This is a genomic window from Microbacterium sp. Cr-K32, assembly GCF_000708345.1.
Classification (GTDB): Bacteria; Actinomycetota; Actinomycetes; order Actinomycetales; family Microbacteriaceae; genus Microbacterium; species Microbacterium maritypicum_A.
Genome location: NZ_JARD01000021.1, coordinates 1 through 18355 on the forward strand (window position 1 = coordinate 1; position 18355 = coordinate 18355).

The 18355-nt window shown below is 69.8% G+C and carries 15 protein-coding genes; 8 read left to right on the top strand and 7 right to left on the bottom strand.

Annotated features, from left to right (window positions below; translation table 11 throughout):
• Nucleotides 1-308: 308 nt before the first annotated feature.
• The 5 genes from GZ64_RS0110715 to GZ64_RS0110735 form a co-directional block, all read right to left on the bottom strand.
• A complete protein-coding gene (locus GZ64_RS0110715) occupies nt 309-911 on the bottom strand; it encodes an ECF transporter S component (RefSeq protein WP_021198453.1) in 603 nt (200 codons plus the stop codon).
• A complete protein-coding gene (locus GZ64_RS0110720) occupies nt 908-1783 on the bottom strand; it encodes a siderophore-interacting protein (protein ID WP_029266489.1) in 876 nt (291 codons plus the stop codon). Before GZ64_RS0110720 ends, GZ64_RS0110715 begins: the two co-directional genes overlap by 4 nt.
• Nucleotides 1784-1793: 10 nt before the next feature.
• Entirely contained in the window at nt 1794-2612 is an 819-nt protein-coding gene (locus tag GZ64_RS0110725) for an energy-coupling factor transporter transmembrane component T (RefSeq protein ID WP_029266491.1), read from the bottom strand.
• Entirely contained in the window at nt 2609-4300 is a 1692-nt protein-coding gene (locus tag GZ64_RS0110730; RefSeq protein ID WP_029266493.1) for an ABC transporter ATP-binding protein, read from the bottom strand. Before GZ64_RS0110730 ends, GZ64_RS0110725 begins: the two co-directional genes overlap by 4 nt.
• A 77-nt stretch (nt 4301-4377) precedes the next feature.
• Nucleotides 4378-4923, bottom strand: a complete 546-nt coding sequence (locus tag GZ64_RS0110735) for an ECF transporter S component (protein ID WP_021198457.1) — start codon at nt 4921-4923, stop codon at nt 4378-4380.
• A gap of 167 nt (nt 4924-5090) precedes the next feature.
• Here GZ64_RS0110735 and GZ64_RS0110740 point away from each other — a divergent pair, with 167 nt between their 5' ends.
• The 7 genes from GZ64_RS0110740 to GZ64_RS0110770 all read left to right on the top strand — a co-directional run bounded on the left by GZ64_RS0110740 (nt 5091) and on the right by GZ64_RS0110770 (nt 14823).
• On the top strand, nt 5091-8309 hold the full coding sequence (locus tag GZ64_RS0110740) for a S8 family serine peptidase (protein WP_081859736.1): 3219 nt from the start codon (nt 5091-5093) through the stop codon (nt 8307-8309).
• Nucleotides 8310-8494: 185 nt separating this feature from the next.
• A complete protein-coding gene (locus GZ64_RS0110745) occupies nt 8495-10780 on the top strand; it encodes a carbon starvation CstA family protein (protein ID WP_029266497.1) in 2286 nt (761 codons plus the stop codon).
• A 16-nt stretch (nt 10781-10796) separates the two neighbouring features.
• On the top strand, nt 10797-11042 hold the full coding sequence (locus tag GZ64_RS0110750) for a YbdD/YjiX family protein (protein WP_051667976.1): 246 nt from the start codon (nt 10797-10799) through the stop codon (nt 11040-11042).
• A gap of 31 nt (nt 11043-11073) precedes the next feature.
• Entirely contained in the window at nt 11074-12255 is a 1182-nt protein-coding gene (locus GZ64_RS0110755; RefSeq protein WP_029266499.1) for a sensor histidine kinase, read from the top strand.
• Nucleotides 12256-12260: 5 nt separating this feature from the next.
• Nucleotides 12261-12998 (top strand): LytR/AlgR family response regulator transcription factor, encoded by a 738-nt coding sequence (locus GZ64_RS0110760; RefSeq protein WP_029266501.1) that lies wholly within the window; start codon nt 12261-12263, stop codon nt 12996-12998.
• Entirely contained in the window at nt 12995-13369 is a 375-nt protein-coding gene (locus GZ64_RS0110765) for a hypothetical protein (RefSeq protein WP_021198463.1), read from the top strand. Before GZ64_RS0110760 ends, GZ64_RS0110765 begins: the two co-directional genes overlap by 4 nt.
• Complete coding sequence (locus GZ64_RS0110770; RefSeq protein ID WP_029266503.1) at nt 13366-14823, top strand: sodium/solute symporter; 1458 nt, start codon at nt 13366-13368, stop codon at nt 14821-14823. Before GZ64_RS0110765 ends, GZ64_RS0110770 begins: the two co-directional genes overlap by 4 nt.
• A 1-nt stretch (nt 14824) precedes the next feature.
• Here GZ64_RS0110770 and GZ64_RS0110775 read toward each other — a convergent pair whose 3' ends face one another.
• Nucleotides 14825-15760 (bottom strand): pirin family protein, encoded by a 936-nt coding sequence (locus GZ64_RS0110775; RefSeq protein ID WP_029266505.1) that lies wholly within the window; start codon nt 15758-15760, stop codon nt 14825-14827.
• Nucleotides 15757-16098 carry a GNAT family N-acetyltransferase gene (locus GZ64_RS0110780; RefSeq protein WP_029266507.1) on the bottom strand — a complete coding sequence of 114 codons (342 nt, stop codon included), beginning with the start codon at nt 16096-16098 and terminating at the stop codon, nt 15757-15759. Before GZ64_RS0110780 ends, GZ64_RS0110775 begins: the two co-directional genes overlap by 4 nt.
• A 206-nt stretch (nt 16099-16304) precedes the next feature.
• Here GZ64_RS0110780 and recQ point away from each other — a divergent pair, with 206 nt between their 5' ends.
• Nucleotides 16305-18326: a DNA helicase RecQ gene (gene recQ, locus GZ64_RS0110785; RefSeq protein ID WP_029258758.1), complete on the top strand. Its 2022-nt coding sequence runs from the start codon at nt 16305-16307 to the stop codon at nt 18324-18326.
• Nucleotides 18327-18355 lie beyond the last annotated feature (29 nt).

Genomic DNA, 18355 nt, shown 5'->3' on the forward strand with positions numbered 1-18355 from the left:
GTCACCATCGCATCCACGACAACGGGTGGGAGATCCGCATCGACGCTCCCGGAACCGGGAACGGGAGTGGGAGTGGGAGTGGAGCGCGGGTGTGGTTCATACCGCCGCGATACGTCGACCCGCAGCAGGCCCCGAGGCTCGGCGGGCGCGCACGCTTCGACATCGCCGCCTGACGACGACGCCCGCCTGACGACGACGCCGGCCTGATCACGCGGTGCCTGATGACGCGGGGCCTGATGACGTCGATGCGTGACGTCGATGCGTGACGTCGGCGCCTGTGCTCTCGAGGCTCAGCGATGCCTGCGGACTCAGGCCCTGCGGACTCCGGCCCCGTCGCCACCGGTCGCACCGACTCCGGCTCTGCGCAGACGGTCGGCGACCAGAATGCCGAGGGCCGTGCCGCCCACGCAGCTCGCGATGGTCACGGCAAAGAACGCGATCTGGGCGAAGAACGACATCGACCCGAGATCGAACCATGCCCACGCGGAGATCGGGTACACGATGCCGACCGTGACCGCACCGAGATAGTGCATCCACGTGCCCCAGTAGCGCCAGAGCACGAAGAGGAACGGCAGCTCCGTGAATGCCGCCCACCAGAGATTGGTCAGCACGGTGCGGAAACCATACCCGGAGAACGGCACCATGACGAGGCCGGCGATCAGGGCAACGAGCAGGCCGACGAGTGGGCGACGCAGCAGCCGCAGCGCGATCACCGACGGCAGCAGCCAGAGACCGGCGAGCGCCATGCCCACGAACGGGAGCGGCCCGGTCAGCACGGTCGAGAACCAGTTCATCGGTGCGAGCAGCACCGCTCCGGCGACGCCGAGTGCCGCGCAGGTCAGCAGGATGGCGGTAGGGAAGCGGAACCGTCCGCCGGTGCGGGGCGTCCGGCCCGCGGCATCCGCGCTCATGCCAAGGGCTCCGCTGCGGCTTCGCGGGCGGCCTTCGACGCGGGGGAGGACGCACCGATCTTCCAGTATCCGCAGAAGCTCACGGCGTTCTTGTCCACCCCGCGCTCGCCGACGAGGTGTTTGCGGGCACCCGATGCGAGCGCCTGCTCACCCGCCGCGTACGCATGGAACGGGGCCTCCGGCAGCGCGGTGCGGCCGAGCGTCTCCAGCGCGAGGGAGCCGGGGGCGACATCGTGCGGGCGCACGATCCACACCACCTCGATGCCGGCGGGACGGGCGAACTCCAGCGCATCCTCTTCGCTCGGCGTCTCGACGATCGCGGTGCCGACGGCGTCGAACGGCAGCGAGGCGCAGATCGAGGAGATCGCGGGCAGGGCGGTCTCATCGCCGACCAGCACGACACGATCCGTTCCGCGCTGCGGATTGAACGTGAGGCCCTCGTCGATGATCAGCACATGCTCGCCCGGCCGGCAGGTCTCGGCCCACCGTGACGCCGGGCCGGCCGTTCCGTCGGCCGCCGAGCCGTGCAGCACGAGATCCACGTCGATCTCGGCGCCGGCGTCAGCCGTGGCCGATCGATATGCTCGCACGCTGTAGTTGCGCATCACCGGACGTTCGCCGTCGGGGATGCGCAGGAACTTCAGGTAGCCGAACAACTTGTTGGCCTTCGCCGGCACCCGGTCGAGGCCCGCGTCGCCGCCGATGGGCAGGAACAGCCGGAACCACTGGTCGAACCCCATCGGGCGGAACTTCTCGATCTCGCCGCCGCCGAGCGTCACCCTGATCCAGTGCGCCGACAGGCGTTCCGTACGCAGCACCACCAGGTGGATGAGCTCGGTCGACTCGGGCTTGACCATCTTGCTGAATGCCATCGGGTGCCTTTCAGGGAAGCTGCCAGGGGAAGAAAGCGACGAAGATGGCCGCGGATGCCAGCAGGGTCGCGATGGTGAAGACGGTGTCGCGTGTGCGGAACGGGATGAGGTGTCGCTCGGTGCGGGTGGGATGCGCACCGAACGCGCGCGAGTCCATCGCCAGCGCCACCCGCTCGGCGTGACGGATCGCGCCGGCGAGGAGCGGCACGATGTAGCCCCACCCGCGGGCGATGCGGGCGAACGGTCCGCGTCCGCCGTGGTAACCGCGCACCCGGTGGGCCGCCCGGATCACGGCGAGCTCATGCCCGAACCGCGGCACGAACCGGAACGCTGCCAGTGCCGTGTAGCCGATCCGGTACGGCACCCGCAGCTGCTGCACACTGGCGCGCACGAGGTCGGGCCCACTGGTCGTGAGCCCGCCGACGAGCGCGAGAGCGACGATCGATCCGAGCCGCAGCGCCGTCGCGAAGCCGATCAGGAGCGCTCCGCTGTAGAGGGTCCAGTCGCCGATCCGCAAGACGGGGGAACTGCCCGCGACGAGTCCGGTGTCGACCCATACGGAGAACCCGATGCCCACCAGGAGCATGCCGGCCGGGAGCCCGAGCAGCAGGAGAGCGAGGAGCCGAACCGTGAGACGCGCCCCGACCAGGATCAGCGCGTAGGCGAGAATCAGGAAAGCGGCGGGCGTCGCCAGGTCGCGCACGAACACGAGCAGGACCATCGCCGGCGCGAACCCGGCGACCTTCGCGAGCGGATTCAACGCATACAGGAACTGCCGCCGCGACGTCGCCGTGATACGTGCGTACGGATCGAAGGTCGTCGTGGTCACGCGGTCGCCCCGAGCCCGGCCGCGGCCAGCACGCGCTGCAGCGGGGGCAGGCGCAGCCCCGCGTCGGCGAACAGCCGCTCGTCCTGCAGCAGGGTGGCGGTGGGGCCGACCGCCTGCACCCGGCCGGCCGCCAGGACCACGACGTGGCTGGTGTGCTCGGCCACGAGCTGGAGGTCGTGCGTGACGATCACGATGGTCGTGCCCTCAGCGCGCAGGCTCTGCAGCAGGTCGAGCAGCTCGGCGGCTCTGGCGCGATCCTGGCCGAACGTGGGCTCGTCGAGCGCCAGCACCCGCGGGCGGGTGATCAGGGCCGTCCCCACCGACAGTCTTCGCTTCTCGCCGCCGGAGAGCAGGAACGGATGCACGCCCGCCTTGTGCTCGAGGCCGAAGCGGGCCAGCATCTCGCCGACCCTGGTCGAGATCTCGTCATCCGGTACGTGCCGCAGCCGCAGTCCGTGGGCCAGCTCGTCGAACACCGTGGGGGCGATGAACTGGTGCTCGGGATTCTGGAAGACGAACCCGATGCGCGCGGCGAGGTCGCGCGGCGATGCGGTGCCCGGATCGATCCCGTCGACCCGCACCTGGCCACGAGGCGGTGGCACGACCCCTGCGAGCGCCTGGATCAGCGTCGTCTTGCCCGCGCCGTTCGCACCGACGATCGCCGTGAGGCTGCCCGGTTCGAGATCGAGATCGATCCCGTGCAGGATCTCGGTGCGGCGTCGGCGCACGGTCAGCCCGCGAGCGCGGATGATCGGCTCGACACGTGCCGTCGCCTCGCCGGAGGGTGGAGAGATCTCGTCGGCTGCGCGCCGAGGGGTGGAGGGCGAGACGTCCTCACGATCGAGCGCTGCGGCGAGCTCCTGCGGCGACAGCGGCAGGGGGGCGAGCGAGAATCCCCGTTCCCGAAGGCGGAGTGCCGCCAGGGTGGCAGCGGGAAGCCACACTCCCATCCGGACCAGCTCATCCGCGTGGTCGCGGATGACTTCGGCCGCCGGCCCGTCGAAGGCGACCCGGCCGTCGCCGTCGAGCACGATCGCGCGCGTGACGAAAGCCATCGCCGCGTCGAGGTTGTGCTCCACGAGCAGGATCGCGCGGTCGCCGGTCGCGACGACCTCCGAGAGGGCGGCGTACACGTCGTCGATGCTCTGGGGATCGAGGTTCGCCGTCGGCTCGTCGAGCACGATGAGCGGAGAGCCCATCGCCAGGGCTCCGGCGATCGCGAGTCGCTGCCTTCCGCCGCCGGAGAGGTGGTCGGGGTTCTCGTCGCGCCGTTCCCAGAGTCCGACCCGACGCAGTGCCTCCTCGACGCGACTTTCGACCACGTCGAGCGGAAGCCGCAGGTTCTCGGGGCCGAACGCGACCTCGTCGTAGACGCTGCCGGTGACGATCTGCGCATCGGGATCCTGGAAGACCATCGCGACGTGTGTGCTCAGCGTGGCCGTCTGCGCGCTGGCGGTGTCGATGCCCCCGGCTTCGACGGTGCCGACCAGCGTCGCGGGGAGGGCGTGGGGAATCAGTCCGTTGAGCGCGAGGGTGAGCGTCGACTTGCCGGAACCGGACGGACCGAGCAGGAGCACGACCTCTCCGGCGTCGATGTCGAACGTCACGTCGCGCGGCGAGGGGTGCGCCGCATCGGCGTGGGTGAGGGAGAGGTCACGCACGCGGAGCAGGGGCGCGGATGGGCGCACGGCGAAGTCCCGGGTCGGCGGATCGTACGCTTCTAACTTAGCTGAGCCTTACCTGATTCTCCATGCGGGACGAGCGCCTATCGGCGGGCGACGCCCGCGCGACTGAGCGCGGAACCGATCGCGAGGCCGACCGCGGTCCACGCGATCGGTCCGAGCACCGAGATCGCGAGGTAGAGGATCTGCGCCCACAGCGGCATGACCGCGAGGTGGGCGGCGAAGAACACCACGACGGCCACGAACATCCCGATGATCGCCGCCGAGATGAAGAACCGCCACGGCCCCCAGGAGCGATAGCGGGTGAGGGCGGCCACCCCCTCCTGGATCAGACCGAACAGCAGTGCCGTGCCGATGAAGCGCAGCGCCCACGCCGGGTTGAAGGCGCTCGCGATCAGCGCGGCGAACACATGGGTGATCAGCGCGACGAGCGGAAGGCGCAGCACCTCCTGCGCGATGATGCCCGGCAGCACGTGCGAGCCGAGCACCAGTCCGTAGAGGAACAGCAGGGGGCTCGCCAGCAGCACCGGTGTCACCCATCCGGCGATGCCTGCGAGGATGCCCGTCGCGACGCCGATCGCCGCGCAGACGAGCAGCACTCGAGTCGACAGGACGGAGGTACGGGCCACCTCTCCAGCTTACTGTCGACCTATCGGGAGGGCGGCCGTGGATAACCCTGGTCGATCGGCGAATGCCGACTGGTCGATCGACCAGATCTCGCGTCGATCGCTGAGGGCGGGACTATGTTGGCCGCGGTGCAGCAACGCGGTTGCACCGTGATCATCGGGAGCACCACATGGGTCGAACACCCCTCCGGATGGCAGCGGCCGCCACCCTGGCCACGCTGTTCATCGCATCGACAGCAACCACCGGCTACGCCGCGACGGAGGAGGTGACGCACCCCGTCCCCGTCGCAGGAACCCCCGGACATTACATCGTCGTGATGAAGTCGGATCCGCTCGCCACCTATGAGGGCGACGTGAAGGGGCTGAAGGCCACCAAGCCCGCTGAAGGCGAGCAGCTCGAGACGCAGTCGCAGGATTCGCAGCGCTACGTCGAGCACCTCCAGGCCGAGCAGACCGACCTCGTCAGCGACATCGGCGTGACCCCCGACACGACGTATCAGGTGGTGCTGAACGGGTTCAGCGCCGACCTCAGCGGCGAACAGGTCGATGCGCTCCGTGCCTCGAAGGACGTGCTCGGTGTCTACCCCGACGAGATCCGCCACCCCGATGCGCAGACCTCGACCGACTACCTCGGTCTCGGCGACGACCGCAAGGGCCGCGGCGGCGTGTGGCAGCAGACCGGAGGAGTCGAGAAGGCCGGAGAAGGCGTCGTCGTCGGTGTGATCGACACCGGCATCGCCCCCGAGCACCCCTCCTTCGAGGGCAAGAAGATCAAGAAGCAGAAGCAGCAGAACACTCGCAACAAGGGTGGTCAGCCCTACACCGACGGCACCTACGTCTACTTCGACAAGTCCGACGGTGGCCAGTTCCAGGCCGCGATGGTCGAGGGCCAGGACTGGGACAAGAGCGACTACTCCTCGAAGCTCATCGGCGGACAGTACTTCTACGCCGGAGCCGAGGCCGCCGGGTTCGACTTCCAGTACGACTACCTCTCGCCGCGTGACGGCGACGGCCACGGCTCGCACACCGCGAGCACTGCCGCGGGCAACTTCAAGGTCAAGGCCAGCATCGAGAACGTCGATTTCGGGACGGTCTCGGGAGTCGCACCGGCCGCGAAGATCTCGGCCTACAAGGCCTGCTACGTCGGCCCCGACACGTCGACCAAGGACGATGACATCTGCGCGCAGAGCGACCTCATCGCCGCGATCGATCAGGCTGTCGCCGACGGCGTCGACGTGATCAACTACTCCATCGGTGGCGGCGCCGCCAGCACTGTGATGGCCCCGGAGGACCTCGCGTTCTTCAACGCCGCGGCTGCCGGCGTCTTCGTCGCGACCAGCGCCGGCAACGACGGCCCCGCCCCGGTCACGGCCGACCACGCATCGCCCTGGTACACGACCGTCGCCGCCTCGACCATCCCGACCTGGGAGGGCACCGTGCAGTTCGACGGGTTCGCGCAGGCCGGAGCCTCGGTGAGCGTGCCGTTCGGTCAGAGGGTCACCGGCCCGTCCATCGCCGCCGTCGATGCCTCCGCAGCAGGAGCGAAGGATCCGCAGCTCTGCCTGCCGGGCACCCTCGATCCGGCCAAGGTCGCCGGACACATCGTGGTCTGCGACCGTGGCGGCAACGCCCGCGCCGAGAAGTCGCAGGTCGTGAAGGATGCCGGGGGCATGGGCATGGTCCTCGTGAACGTCCCCGGTGGTGCCGACTCGCTCGACAACGACTTCCACGCGGTGCCGACCGTGCACCTCAACGCGGTGCACCGCGCCGCCGTGCTCGCGTACGTGCAGGGTGGCGTGGATCGCCCGATCACGCTCGTCGGTGAGAACACCACGGGTGTCACCACACCGACGCCGCAGATCGCTGGCTTCTCCAGCCGTGGACCGATGCTGGCAGACGGCAGCGACGTGATGAAGCCGGACGTCGCGGCTCCCGGCGTCGCGATCCTCGCAGCGACCGAGAACGCTCCGGGCGAGAAGCCGACCTTCGGCATCCTCTCCGGCACGTCCATGGCCTCGCCGCACGTCGCGGGTCTCGCGGCCCTGTACCTCGGTGAGCGCCCGAAGGCGACGCCCGCCGAGATCAAGTCGGCGATGATGACCACCGCCTACGACACGGTGCTGCCCGACGGATCGAAGAACACGAACCCGTTCGAGCAGGGTGCGGGTCAGGTCGACCCGAAGCGGTACCTGAACCCGGGTCTGCTCTACCTCAACGGTGTGAAGGACTGGGCGGCGTTCCTCGACGGGAAGGGATTGTCGGACTTCCCCGGCATCGATCCCATCGACGGCAGCGATCTGAACCAGGCGTCGATCTCGATCGGCTCGCTGACCAGCGCGCAGACCGTCACCCGCACGGTCACCTCGACCGAGAAGGGCACGTTCACCGCCAAGGCCTCCGTGCCGGGAGTGAACATCAAGGTCACGCCGCAGCAGCTGAAGTTCGATCGCCCCGGTCAGACGAAGACCTTCACGGTCACGTTCGACAACGCGAGCGCTCCGGTGGAGCAGTGGGCCACGGGTTCGCTGACCTGGACGAGTGCGAAGAACTCGGTGCGCTCTCCGATCGCGCTGTTCCCGGTCACGGCCGATGCTCCGGCCGAGGTCACGGGCAGTGGTGTCGACGGCAGTACGTCGGTGGACATCACCCCCGGTCTCACCGGAGATCTGGCGCTCGGACTCTCGGGTCTGACTCCGTTCGAGCTGCTCGCCGATGCGGACAACCCGGTCGAGGGTCACTCGGGTGACGAGAAGTCGGGTGATGCGAACAAGGACGTGTCGTGGATCGTGAACGTGCCGGAGGGTACGACGCTCTCGCGGTTCGACCTCGACTCGTCCGATGACAAGGGCAGCGATCTCGACCTCACCGTGTACCGCGTGGTGAGCCCGGACGACCTGCAGTACTACCAGCGCTGGCGCTCGGCGACCGGCTCGGCGGATGAGCAGGTCACGATCCCGTCGCCGACGGCGGGTACGTACCTCGTGGTGGCCAACATCTACTCGACGACGGGCCCGATGACGTGGGACATGACCTACGCCAACGTGCTGCCCGACGGCGAGGGAGACCTGACCGCCACGCCGAACCCGCTCGCCGCGGTCCGCGGCACGCAGACGTCGTACGACCTCAGCTGGACCGGCCTGGCCGCCGGCACCCGCTACCTCGGGGTCGTGCAGTACGGCGAGTCGGATGTCCGCACCGTGCTGACGGTCGACGTGCCGCAGGCGAAGGCTCCGGAGACCCCCGCCCCGGAGACCCCGGCGCCCGAGACTCCGGCGCCCGAGACTCCCGCGCCGGAGACCCCGGCTCCGGAGACGACCGCGCCGGCGACTCCCGCACCGCAGACGTCGGTGCCGGCGACCCCCGCACCGCGAGGGGAGAAGCGGCCGTAGCCGCGTAAGCACGACAGCACCGCACCCCGTGGTCGAACGGCCACGGGGTGCGGTGCTGCGTGGGCGCATCCGTTCATCGCGTGATCGGCGCCGCTCGTCGCAGCACCCGCTCCCTCGGCCCTCTCCGACGGCGTCGTCTTCCTAACGTGGGGGAACGCAACGTCGCGTATCCCGAGGAGACCCCCATGACCGCACCTTCGTCGCGCCGCCGCGACGGCGCCGGACTCGTCGATGACGAGCCCGTGATCGTCACCGATCCGAAACTCCCCTCCGTCGCCCTCACCGAAGAGCACCACGAGAAGGCGAACCGCTGGACTCTGCCGAAGATCATCCTGTGGGCCGCGATCGCCCTGCTGGGCGCCGTCGCCTGGACCATGCTCGCGATCGTCCGCGGCGAGACCGTCAACGCGATCTGGTTCGTGTTCGCGGCGGTCTGCACGTATCTGATCGGCTACCGGTTCTACTCCAAGGTGATCGAGAAGTACATCACCCGACCCGATGACCGCAGGGCGACTCCCGCCGAGGTCAAGCAGGACGGCAAGGACTACGTCCCCACCGACCGGCGCGTGCTCTACGGCCACCACTTCGCCGCCATCGCCGGCGCCGGCCCGCTCGTCGGCCCCGTGCTCGCCGCGCAGATGGGCTACCTGCCCGGCACGATCTGGATCATCGTCGGTGTCGTGCTCGCGGGTGCCGTGCAGGACTACACGGTGCTCTTCTTCTCGATGCGCCGCGGTGGCCGCACGATCGGACAGATGGCCCGTCAGGAGCTCGGCAAGATCGGCGGCACCGCCGCGATCATCGCCTCGCTGCTGATCATGCTGATCGTCGTCGCGATCCTCGCCCTCGTCGTCGTCAATGCGCTCGGGGAGAGCCCGTGGGGCGTGTTCTCGGTCGCCATGACCATCCCGATCGCGCTCTTCATGGGCGTCTACCTGCGTTATCTCCGCCCCGGCAAGGTCACCGAGGTCTCGATCATCGGCTTCGTGCTGCTGATGGCCGCGATCATCGGCGGCGGCTGGGTCGCCGGCACCGAGTGGGGTCAGGCGATCTTCCACCTCGACCGCACCACCATCGCCTGGGGCATCATCATCTACGGCTTCATCGCCGCCGTGCTCCCGGTCTGGCTGCTGCTCGCCCCGCGCGACTACCTGTCGACCTTCATGAAGATCGGCGTGATCGTCATGCTCGCCGGAGCCATCGTCCTGGTGCGCCCCGAGATCACGGTCCCGGCGGTCAGCATCTTCGGCGAGAACGGCATGGGCCCGGTGTTCGCCGGTCCGCTCTTCCCCTTCCTGTTCGTGACGATCGCCTGCGGAGCGCTCTCCGGGTTCCATGCGCTGATCGCCTCGGGCACCACGCCGAAGCTCATCGAGAAGGAGCGCCAGACGCGCTTCATCGGCTACGGCGGCATGCTCATGGAGTCGTTCGTCGCGATCATGGCCCTCGTCGCCGCGATCTCGATCGACCAGGGCATCTACTTCGCGATGAATGCACCGACGGCGGCGACAGGGGGCACGGTCGAAGGGGCCGTCGCCTTCGTGAACTCGCTGGGGCTGACGGGGGTGAATCTCACGCCCGAGATGCTCACCGGCACGGCGGCCGCGGTCGGCGAGGAGTCGATCGTGTCCCGTACCGGTGGCGCCCCGACGCTCGCCCTCGGACTCGCGCACATCATGCAGCAGGCCCTCGGCGGTCAGGCGCTCATGGCGTTCTGGTACCACTTCGCGATCATGTTCGAGGCGCTGTTCATCCTCACCGCGGTGGATGCCGGCACCCGCGTCGCCCGCTTCATGCTGCAGGACTCGATCGGCGCCTGGTTCCCCAAGTTCCGCGACGTCTCGTGGCGCCCCGGCGTCTGGATCTGCACGGCGATCATGGTGGCCGGATGGGGCGCGATCCTCATCCTCGGTGTCACCGACCCGCTCGGCGGCATCAACACCTTCTTCCCGCTGTTCGGCATCGCCAACCAGCTGCTCGCCGCGATCGCGCTCGCCGTGGTGCTGGCCATCGTCGCCAAGCGCGGCCGCAGCTACTTCAAGTGGTTGTGGATCATCGCCCTGCCGCTGGCGTTCACCGCGGTCGTGACCATCACGGCGTCGCTGTACAAGATCGCCTCTCCGGTGCCGGCCATCGGCTACTGGGCGAACCACTTCCGCTACGTCGCCGCCCGCGACAGCGGAGACACCTCGCTCGGCGAGCCGCAGGTGCTCGACGCGGTCATCCGCAACACCGCCGTGCAGGGCACGCTGTCGATCATCTTCGTGACCCTGGCGATCATCGTGATGGTGACCGCTGTGATCGTCACGATCAGGGCCATCCGCAACGGCGGCGGCGAGAACACCGAGGAGCCGCCCGTGGCCTCGCGCCGCTTCGCCCCGGCCGGATTCCTGCCGAGTGCCGAGGAGCGTGAGCTCGAGAAGCAGTGGGAGCCGATCCTCGCCGACGAGCGCAAGGCGTCGACCCACTGATGTCGATCCCCCTGAGATGGCCGACACCATGAGGCGGACGGATGCCGCGACCTCCCTCCTGCGGACGCTGCTCAGTGCCGTGGCGCGGGCTGGTCGCGGCATCCGGTGGTACATGACGACCCTGATGGGCGACACCGCCTATGCGACCTACGTCGCCCATCAGCGTCGGCAGCATCCGGAGGAGGAGCCGCTGACCGAACGGCAGTTCTGGCGGCAGCGGATGGACGACCAGGATCGCAACCCCGGTGCCCGCTGCTGCTGAGCGCAGCCACGCCGGTGCCTAGGCTGGGACCATGACCGACGTCGTTCTCGCAGCGATCCTCGGCGTGCTCGGCGGCATCGTCCTCTCGGTGCTCCTCCTGCTCGCACGCCGACTCGCGCGCGGGGCCGCCGACCTCGGAAGCGACGCCGAACAGGCCGCCCTCACCGCACTGCATCAGGCGAGCCTGGCGGCGCCGCATCTGCGCGCCGGACTCTCGGATCCCGATGTGGTCAAAGCCGCGCGTCACCTGCGAGTGCTGCTCGGCAGCGCGGCGGTCGCGATCGTGAGCGCGGAAGGCACGGTGTCGTTCGACGGTCCGTCCGATGGACTCGAATCCGCGGCCCGCCGCATCGCCGCCCAGGTCGGGGCCTCGGGGCGGAGGCAGGTGTTCCCGGCGCAGGGCAGGGAGGACGACCTGGAGGCGGTCGGTGCTCCGATCCTCGTCGACGGCCGGGTGGCCGGAGTCGTCGTGGCGTTCGCGGCACCGGTCAGAGCCGCGCTCGTGCGGGCGGCGGAAGAGATCGCCGACTGGTGTGCGGCCCAGGTCGAGCTCGGCGGACTCGATGCGCAGCGGACGCAGCTGGCCGAGGCGGAGCTGCGCTCACTGCGGGCGCAGATCTCCCCGCACTTCATCTACAACGCCCTCACGGCGATCGCCTCGTTCATCCTCACCGACCCCGCGCGGGCCAGGGAGCTGGTGCTCGAGTTCGCCGACTTCACGCGCTACTCGTTCCGCCGTCAGGGCGAGTTCACGACGGTCGCCGAGGAGCTCGGCAGCATCCACTCCTATCTGGAACTGGAGCGCGCCCGATTCGGTGATCGGCTCCGCGTGACCCTGCAGATCGCCCCGGAGACGCTGGCGACCGTCATCCCGTTCCTCTCGGTGCAGCCCCTGGTCGAGAACGCGGTCCGCCACGGGCTCGAACCGGGCGAAGGAGGAGGGGAGATCCGCATCGCCTCGCGCGACGACGGCACCCACACCGAGATCACGGTCGAGGACGACGGCGTGGGCATGGACCCCGAGGCGCTGCGCGCAACTCTCACCGCGGGGGACGACGGTGTCCACGTCGGGCTCCGCAACGTCGACACCCGGCTCCGCCAGCTCTACGGTGCGGACGGAGGGCTGGTGGTCGAGACGAACACCGGCGCCGGTACCCTGGTGCGCATGCGGGTCCCGAAATCTCAGCCGCAGCACGACCCGGACGCCGACTGACGATCATGACGAACAGCGCCCCCTCGATCGACGTCCTCGTCGCGGATGACGAGCGTCCAGCCCTCGACGAGCTCGTCCACCTGCTCGGCACTGACGCCCGCATCGGCGAGATCCTCACCTCGTCGTCGGGCGCGGATGCGCTGCGGCTGATGTCGGAGCGCGCGGTGCGGATCGCGTTCCTCGACATCCACATGCCGGGGTTGACCGGGATGGAGCTCGCGCGGGCGCTGCTGACCCTCGCCGAACCTCCGGCGGTCGTGTTCGTCACCGCCGACGAGGCGAAGGCGGTGGAGGCTTTCGAGCTGCGTGCCGCCGACTATCTGCTCAAGCCCGTGCGCCTCGAGCGTCTGCGGCGGGCGGTCGACCGGGTGGTCGAGCTCGGAGACGCCGCGGCATCGGGCGACGACGAGATGCTGCCGGTCACGGTCGGCTCGGTCGTGCGGTTCGTGAAACGCAGCGACGTGCGCTGGGTGCGGGCGCAGGGGGACTACTCCCGACTGCACACCGGAGATGGGACGGGTCATCTGGTGCGCATCCCGATCTCGGAGCTGGAGGCGCGATGGGCGGATGCCGGGTTCCTCCGCATCCACCGCTCTTCGCTCGTGCGCATCGCCGCCGTGACCGAGGCGCGGCTTTCGGGGCCGGAGCCCACCGTGTCGATCGGTGCGACCTCTCTCCCGGTCAGCCGGCGACTGGTACCCGCGGTGCGCGACGCGCTGCTGCGCGGAGAGGGGGCAGGATGACCGAGAAGCCGAAGCGGGTTCGTGTGACGGCCGACCTGCCCGATCGGAGGCCGACCACCTTCACCCGCGGCATCGCGCTCCCCGGCTCGCCCGTCGACGAGGCGGATGCCGTGTATGCGCGCGCCCTGATGCGCAGTCAGCTCCGGCTCGCGCTCGGGACCGTCGCGGGGTTCGTCGTCGTGGTGATCGCGCTGACCCTGACGATCGCTCTCGTCCCCGAGGTCGGACAGGTCGTGGTCTGGGGCCTGCCGCTGTCGTGGCTGCTGCAGGCCTACGCGTTCTATCCGATCATCCTCGTGTTCGCGGTGCTCTACGTGCGCACGGCCGCCCGCAACGAGCGCCGATACCGGGCGCTCCGTGATCGCGAATGAACGCGGTGCTCGACCTCATCGGCGTCGCGCTCGTCATCGTCGCGACCCTGCTGATCGGGGTCTACGGACTGCGCATCTCGCGCACGACGGGAGACTTCTTCGTCGCCTCGCGCACCGTGCGGCCGGTGTGGAACGCGTCGGCGATCAGCGGCGAGTACCTCTCGGCCGGCACTTTCCTCGGACTGTCGGGTCTCGTGCTGCTCGACGGTGCCCGCGGCTTCTGGTTCCCGATCGGCTATGCGGCCGGCTACCTGCTGGTGCTCGCGTTCGTGGCGGCGCCGCTCCGGCGCAGCGGCGCCTACACGATCCCGGACTTCATCGAGGCGCGGCTGGAGTCGACGTCGGCCCGGCGCGTGACCAGCATCGCGGTGCTGGTGATCGGCTGGCTCTACATCGTGCCGCAGCTGCACGGAGCGGGGCTGACGCTCCTCGTCGTGGCCGGCCTTCCGGAATGGGTGGGGGCCGTGACCGTCGCGGTGCTCGTGGCGGCGGCGGTCGCCGCGGGCGGCATGCGGGCCATCACCTATGTGCAGGCGTTCCAGTACTGGCTCAAGCTCATGGCGCTCCTGGTGCCGGTGGTGTTCATCGCGTTCGCCCTCAGCGGCGGTCCGCACGACGTCGATCCCGCGCTGGTCTTTCCCGTCGAAGCCGGGCCCTCGGGTTTCGACGCCTACGAGACGGCATCCCTGTTGCTCGCACTGCTGTTGGGGACGATGGGGCTCCCGCACGTGCTGGTGCGGTTCTACACGAGTCCGACCGGGGTGTCGGCGCGGCGGACCACCGTCATCGTGATCGGCATGGTGAGCGCGTTCTATGCGGTGTCGAGCACGATGGGGCTGCTGGCGCGCATCGCCGCTCCCGACCTCGCGGTTCCCGGTGTCGCCGACACGGTGGTGCTGCTGTTGCCGTCGCGCGTGTTCCCCGGAGCGTTCGGCGAACTGCTGACCGCGCTGATCGTCGCGGGGGCGTTCGCGGCGTTCCTGGCGACATCGGCCGGCCTCGTGGTGTCGCTCGCCGGCGTGATCAGTCAGGACGTGTTCTCCGGTTCGGTGCGGTCGTTCCGGCTGTCGGCCGTGCTCTGTGCGCTGGTGCCGCTCGTGGTGGCGCTGCTCACGGCACCGGCCGGCCTCGGGTCGAGCGTCGGCGTGGTGTTCGTGGTGGCGGCGTCGACGCTGTCGCCGGTCGTGCTGTTGGGAGTCTGGTGGCGAGGACTCACCGCGCGAGGGGCGGTGGCCGGGATGCTGTCCGGAGGGCTGGCGGCCGGTCTCGCACTGCTCGTGCACGCGGCGGTCGGGGGAGTCGGAGTGGCCGCGCCCTACCTCGCGCAGCCCGCCGCCTGGACGATCCCGCTCGCCACGGCCATGACGGTCGTGGTGTCGCTCCTCGATCCGCGGGGACCGTCGCCGCGCACAGAGCGCTTCCTCGCTCGTGTGCACACGCCCGAGCGCGGCTGAGTCAGAGTTTCCGGCTGCGCGGCATGAGCCGCACGTCAGGGAGCGGCGGAGCGGGGATGCGCACGTCGTGACCGTCGACCGCGCCGAAGCGGGGGGATGCCGCTCCCGTCACGGACTCCGCTTCCCACTCTTCGCGCGCCTCGACGATCTCGTCATGCGAGCGGCCGGCGAAGTTCCACCACATCACGATGTCGTCCTCGAACGGCTCACCACCCAACAGGAACAACAGGGCGCCCTCGGTGCTCGACACCTCGACGGTGTCGCGGGAGTCGCCGAGGTAGAGCAGTGCGTTGCGATCGAGCGGATGCGCGGCCACCACGGCATCTCCCTCGACGAGCATGAGGGCGTGCTCCCAGTCGGAGCGCAGCGGCAGATGCACACGCGAGCCGGGAGCGAGCACGATCTCGGCCCCGACGATCGGGGTGTGCACCGTGGCGGGCGAGCGCACGCCGGCGAACTCGCCGAGAACCACGGTGGCTTCGGCATCCGCTCCCTCGTCGGCCGGGAGGGCGAGTGCGGGCAGTGCGGTGTGCCGTTCGAACCCGGCAGCGCCGTGGCGGGCCGAATCCGGGAGCACCACCCAGAACTGCAGCGCATCGAGGGGGACGGGATCCTCGCCGATCGAGTACTCCGAGTGCGAGATCCCATTGCCCGCGGTCATCAGGTTCAGCTGCCCGCGACGCAGGTCGGCGTCGCTGCCGAGCGAGTCGCGGTGACGGATCTCTCCGACGAGCGGCCAGGTCACGGTCTGCAGACCGATGTGGGGGTGCGGCTCGACCCGCATCTTCGTGTCAGCCGGTCCGAACCGGTCGAGGAAGCACCAGGCGCCGATCGTGGGCAGGTTCCGGTGCGGCAGCGCGCGCAGCACGTTCATGCCGCGCACCCCGCCGAGCGGCACCTCGCGGGGCTCGAGGATGAGGCGGTGCTGTCCGATCATTCGGCGCGGCCCGTCGGGTCCTCGTCCGCGGACCCTCCGGTCGCCGGTCGCTGCGGCCAGCGGATCTCGGCGCCGGGGATCTCATGCGTCTCGAGGTACTTGGCGATGTACGGGCACAGCGGCACGATCGCGTCACCGCGTCCTGCCGCATCCGCCAGCGCCTCGGCAGCGAGCTTCCCGGCCAGCCCCTGGCCTTGGAACGCCGGGTCGACCTCGGTGTGGATGAAGCGGATGGATCCGGGGCGCAGGTCGTACGCGGCGAAGCCGGCGAGCACGTCGTCCGAGCGGATCTCGTACCGCGATTCGTCGTCGTTGCGGGTCACGGTGATGTCGGTCATCGGAGGCTCCTTCGAACGGATGCCTCCAACCTACGCCCCGCGTGCGCGGTCGGGCCCGGCGAAAACCCAGACCGTCTGCTGCCGCACCGGCGCGTCGGAGTGCGACACTCCGTGGGGGAGGCGGGTGGGCTGGGTTTCGGCAGTGGGGCGCTCGAGGGTGTGGAGGAAGCGCCTCCCGCGTCGGCGGGGGTCGTTACGCTGGAGGGATGCCGCAGACTCCCCGTGACCCGTACGCGGACCTGCCGTACGCCGACGAGCCCTACGACGACGGCTGGGAGTCGTCCGCCCCGCCCGAGCCGATGGACTGGGAGCCGCAGGGGGCGGGCTACGAGCCGCCGCTCGACTGGGGTCAGGGTCCGGTCACGCCGGTGGCCCCCGCATCCGCGGCTCCGGCCGCTCGTCGCGCGACGCCGAGCCGGTACGCGACCGCGCGCGAGGCTCTGCACACCGTCTTCGGCTACGACGAGTTCCGCGGCGACCAGGCGGCGATCGTCGAGCAGGTCATCGCCGGCGGAGACGCCGTCGTGTTGATGCCGACCGGTGGCGGAAAGAGCATCACCTACCAGGTGCCCGCCCTCGTCCGTGAGGGCACGGGCCTCGTGATCAGCCCGCTCATCGCGCTCATGCACGACCAGGTCGATGCCCTGCGGGCCAACGGTGTGAAGGCGGCCTACCTCAACTCCACCCAGGCGATCGACGAGCGTCGCGAGGTCGAGCGGGCCTACGTCGCCGGCGAGCTCGACCTCATCTACGTCGCCCCCGAGCGTCTGTCGAACGCGCAGACCACGGCGCTGCTCCAGCGCGGAACGCTCAGCGTCATCGCGATCGACGAGGCGCACTGCGTGTCGCAGTGGGGGCATGACTTCCGCCCCGACTACCTGGCTCTCGGCGACCTGGGGGAGCGGTTCCCCGGGGTGCCGCGCATGGCGCTCACGGCGACGGCGACCGCGGCGACGCACAAGGAGATCACCGAGCGGCTGCACCTCGAGGGCGCCGCCCACTTCGTCGCGAGCTTCGACCGCCCGAACATCCAGTACCGCATCGTGCCGAAGGTCGATCCGCGCAAGCAGCTCGTCCAGTTCATCCGCTCGCAGCCGGAAGGCGCGGCAGGGATCGTCTACGCGCTCAGCCGCAAATCGGTCGAGCAGACGGCGACCTCTCTCGCCGCTCAGGGGTTCGATGCGCTGCCGTACCACGCGGGTCTGCCCGCCGAGGTGCGGGCGGCCAACCAGGCGCGCTTCCTCCGTGAAGACGGCGTGGTCATGGTCGCGACCATCGCGTTCGGCATGGGCATCGACAAGCCCGACGTGCGCTTCGTCGCGCACATCGATCTGCCGAAGTCGGTCGAGGGCTACTACCAGGAGACCGGTCGCGCCGGCCGCGACGGCGAGCCCTCTGTGGCGTGGATGGCGTACGGTCTGGGCGACGTCGTGCAGCAGCGCCGGCTCATCGACCAGAGCCCCGGCGATCGCACGTTCAAGATGCGGATGGGACAGCACCTCGACGCGATGCTCGCGCTGTGCGAGACCGTGGAGTGCCGCAGGCAGAACCTGCTGGGGTACTTCGGCCAGGAATCGCAGCCCTGTGGCAACTGCGACACGTGCCTCGAGAACACCGAGACGTTCGACGGGCTCGTGCCCGCGCAGAAGCTGCTCTCGACGATCGTGCGGCTGAAGCGTGAGCGCAATCAGGCGTTCGGTGCCGGCCACCTGATCGACATCCTCCGCGGCGCCTCGACCGAGCGCATCCGGCAGCAGGGACACGAGAAGCTCGCGACCTACGGCATCGGCAACGACCTCTCCGATCAGGACTGGCGCAGCGTCGTCCGGCAGCTCCTCGCTCGTGGCATCCTGGTCGCGCAGGGCGACTACGGCACCCTCGCTCCCGGGGAGCAGGCCGCCGGAGTGTTGCGCGGCGAGACGGCTGTACCGCTGCGCAAGGACACGATCGGGCGTCCGACCTCGTCCGGTCGGGCTCGCAAGGCCAGTGCCGCCGATGCCCTGGACGCCGGAGACCGGGGTCTGTTCGAGGCGCTGCGCATCTGGCGGGCCGAGACCGCCCGCGAGCAGGGCGTCCCCGCCTACATCGTGTTCGGGGACGCGACCCTGCGCGCGCTCGCGGAGCATCGTCCTGCCTCCCTCGCCGACCTCGACGGGATCACCGGTATCGGTGCGAAGAAACGCGAGGCGTACGGCGAGGGTGTTCTCGCGGTCATCGCCGCGGCCTGACGCGGGGCCTGAACCTCGCCGCCCGACTC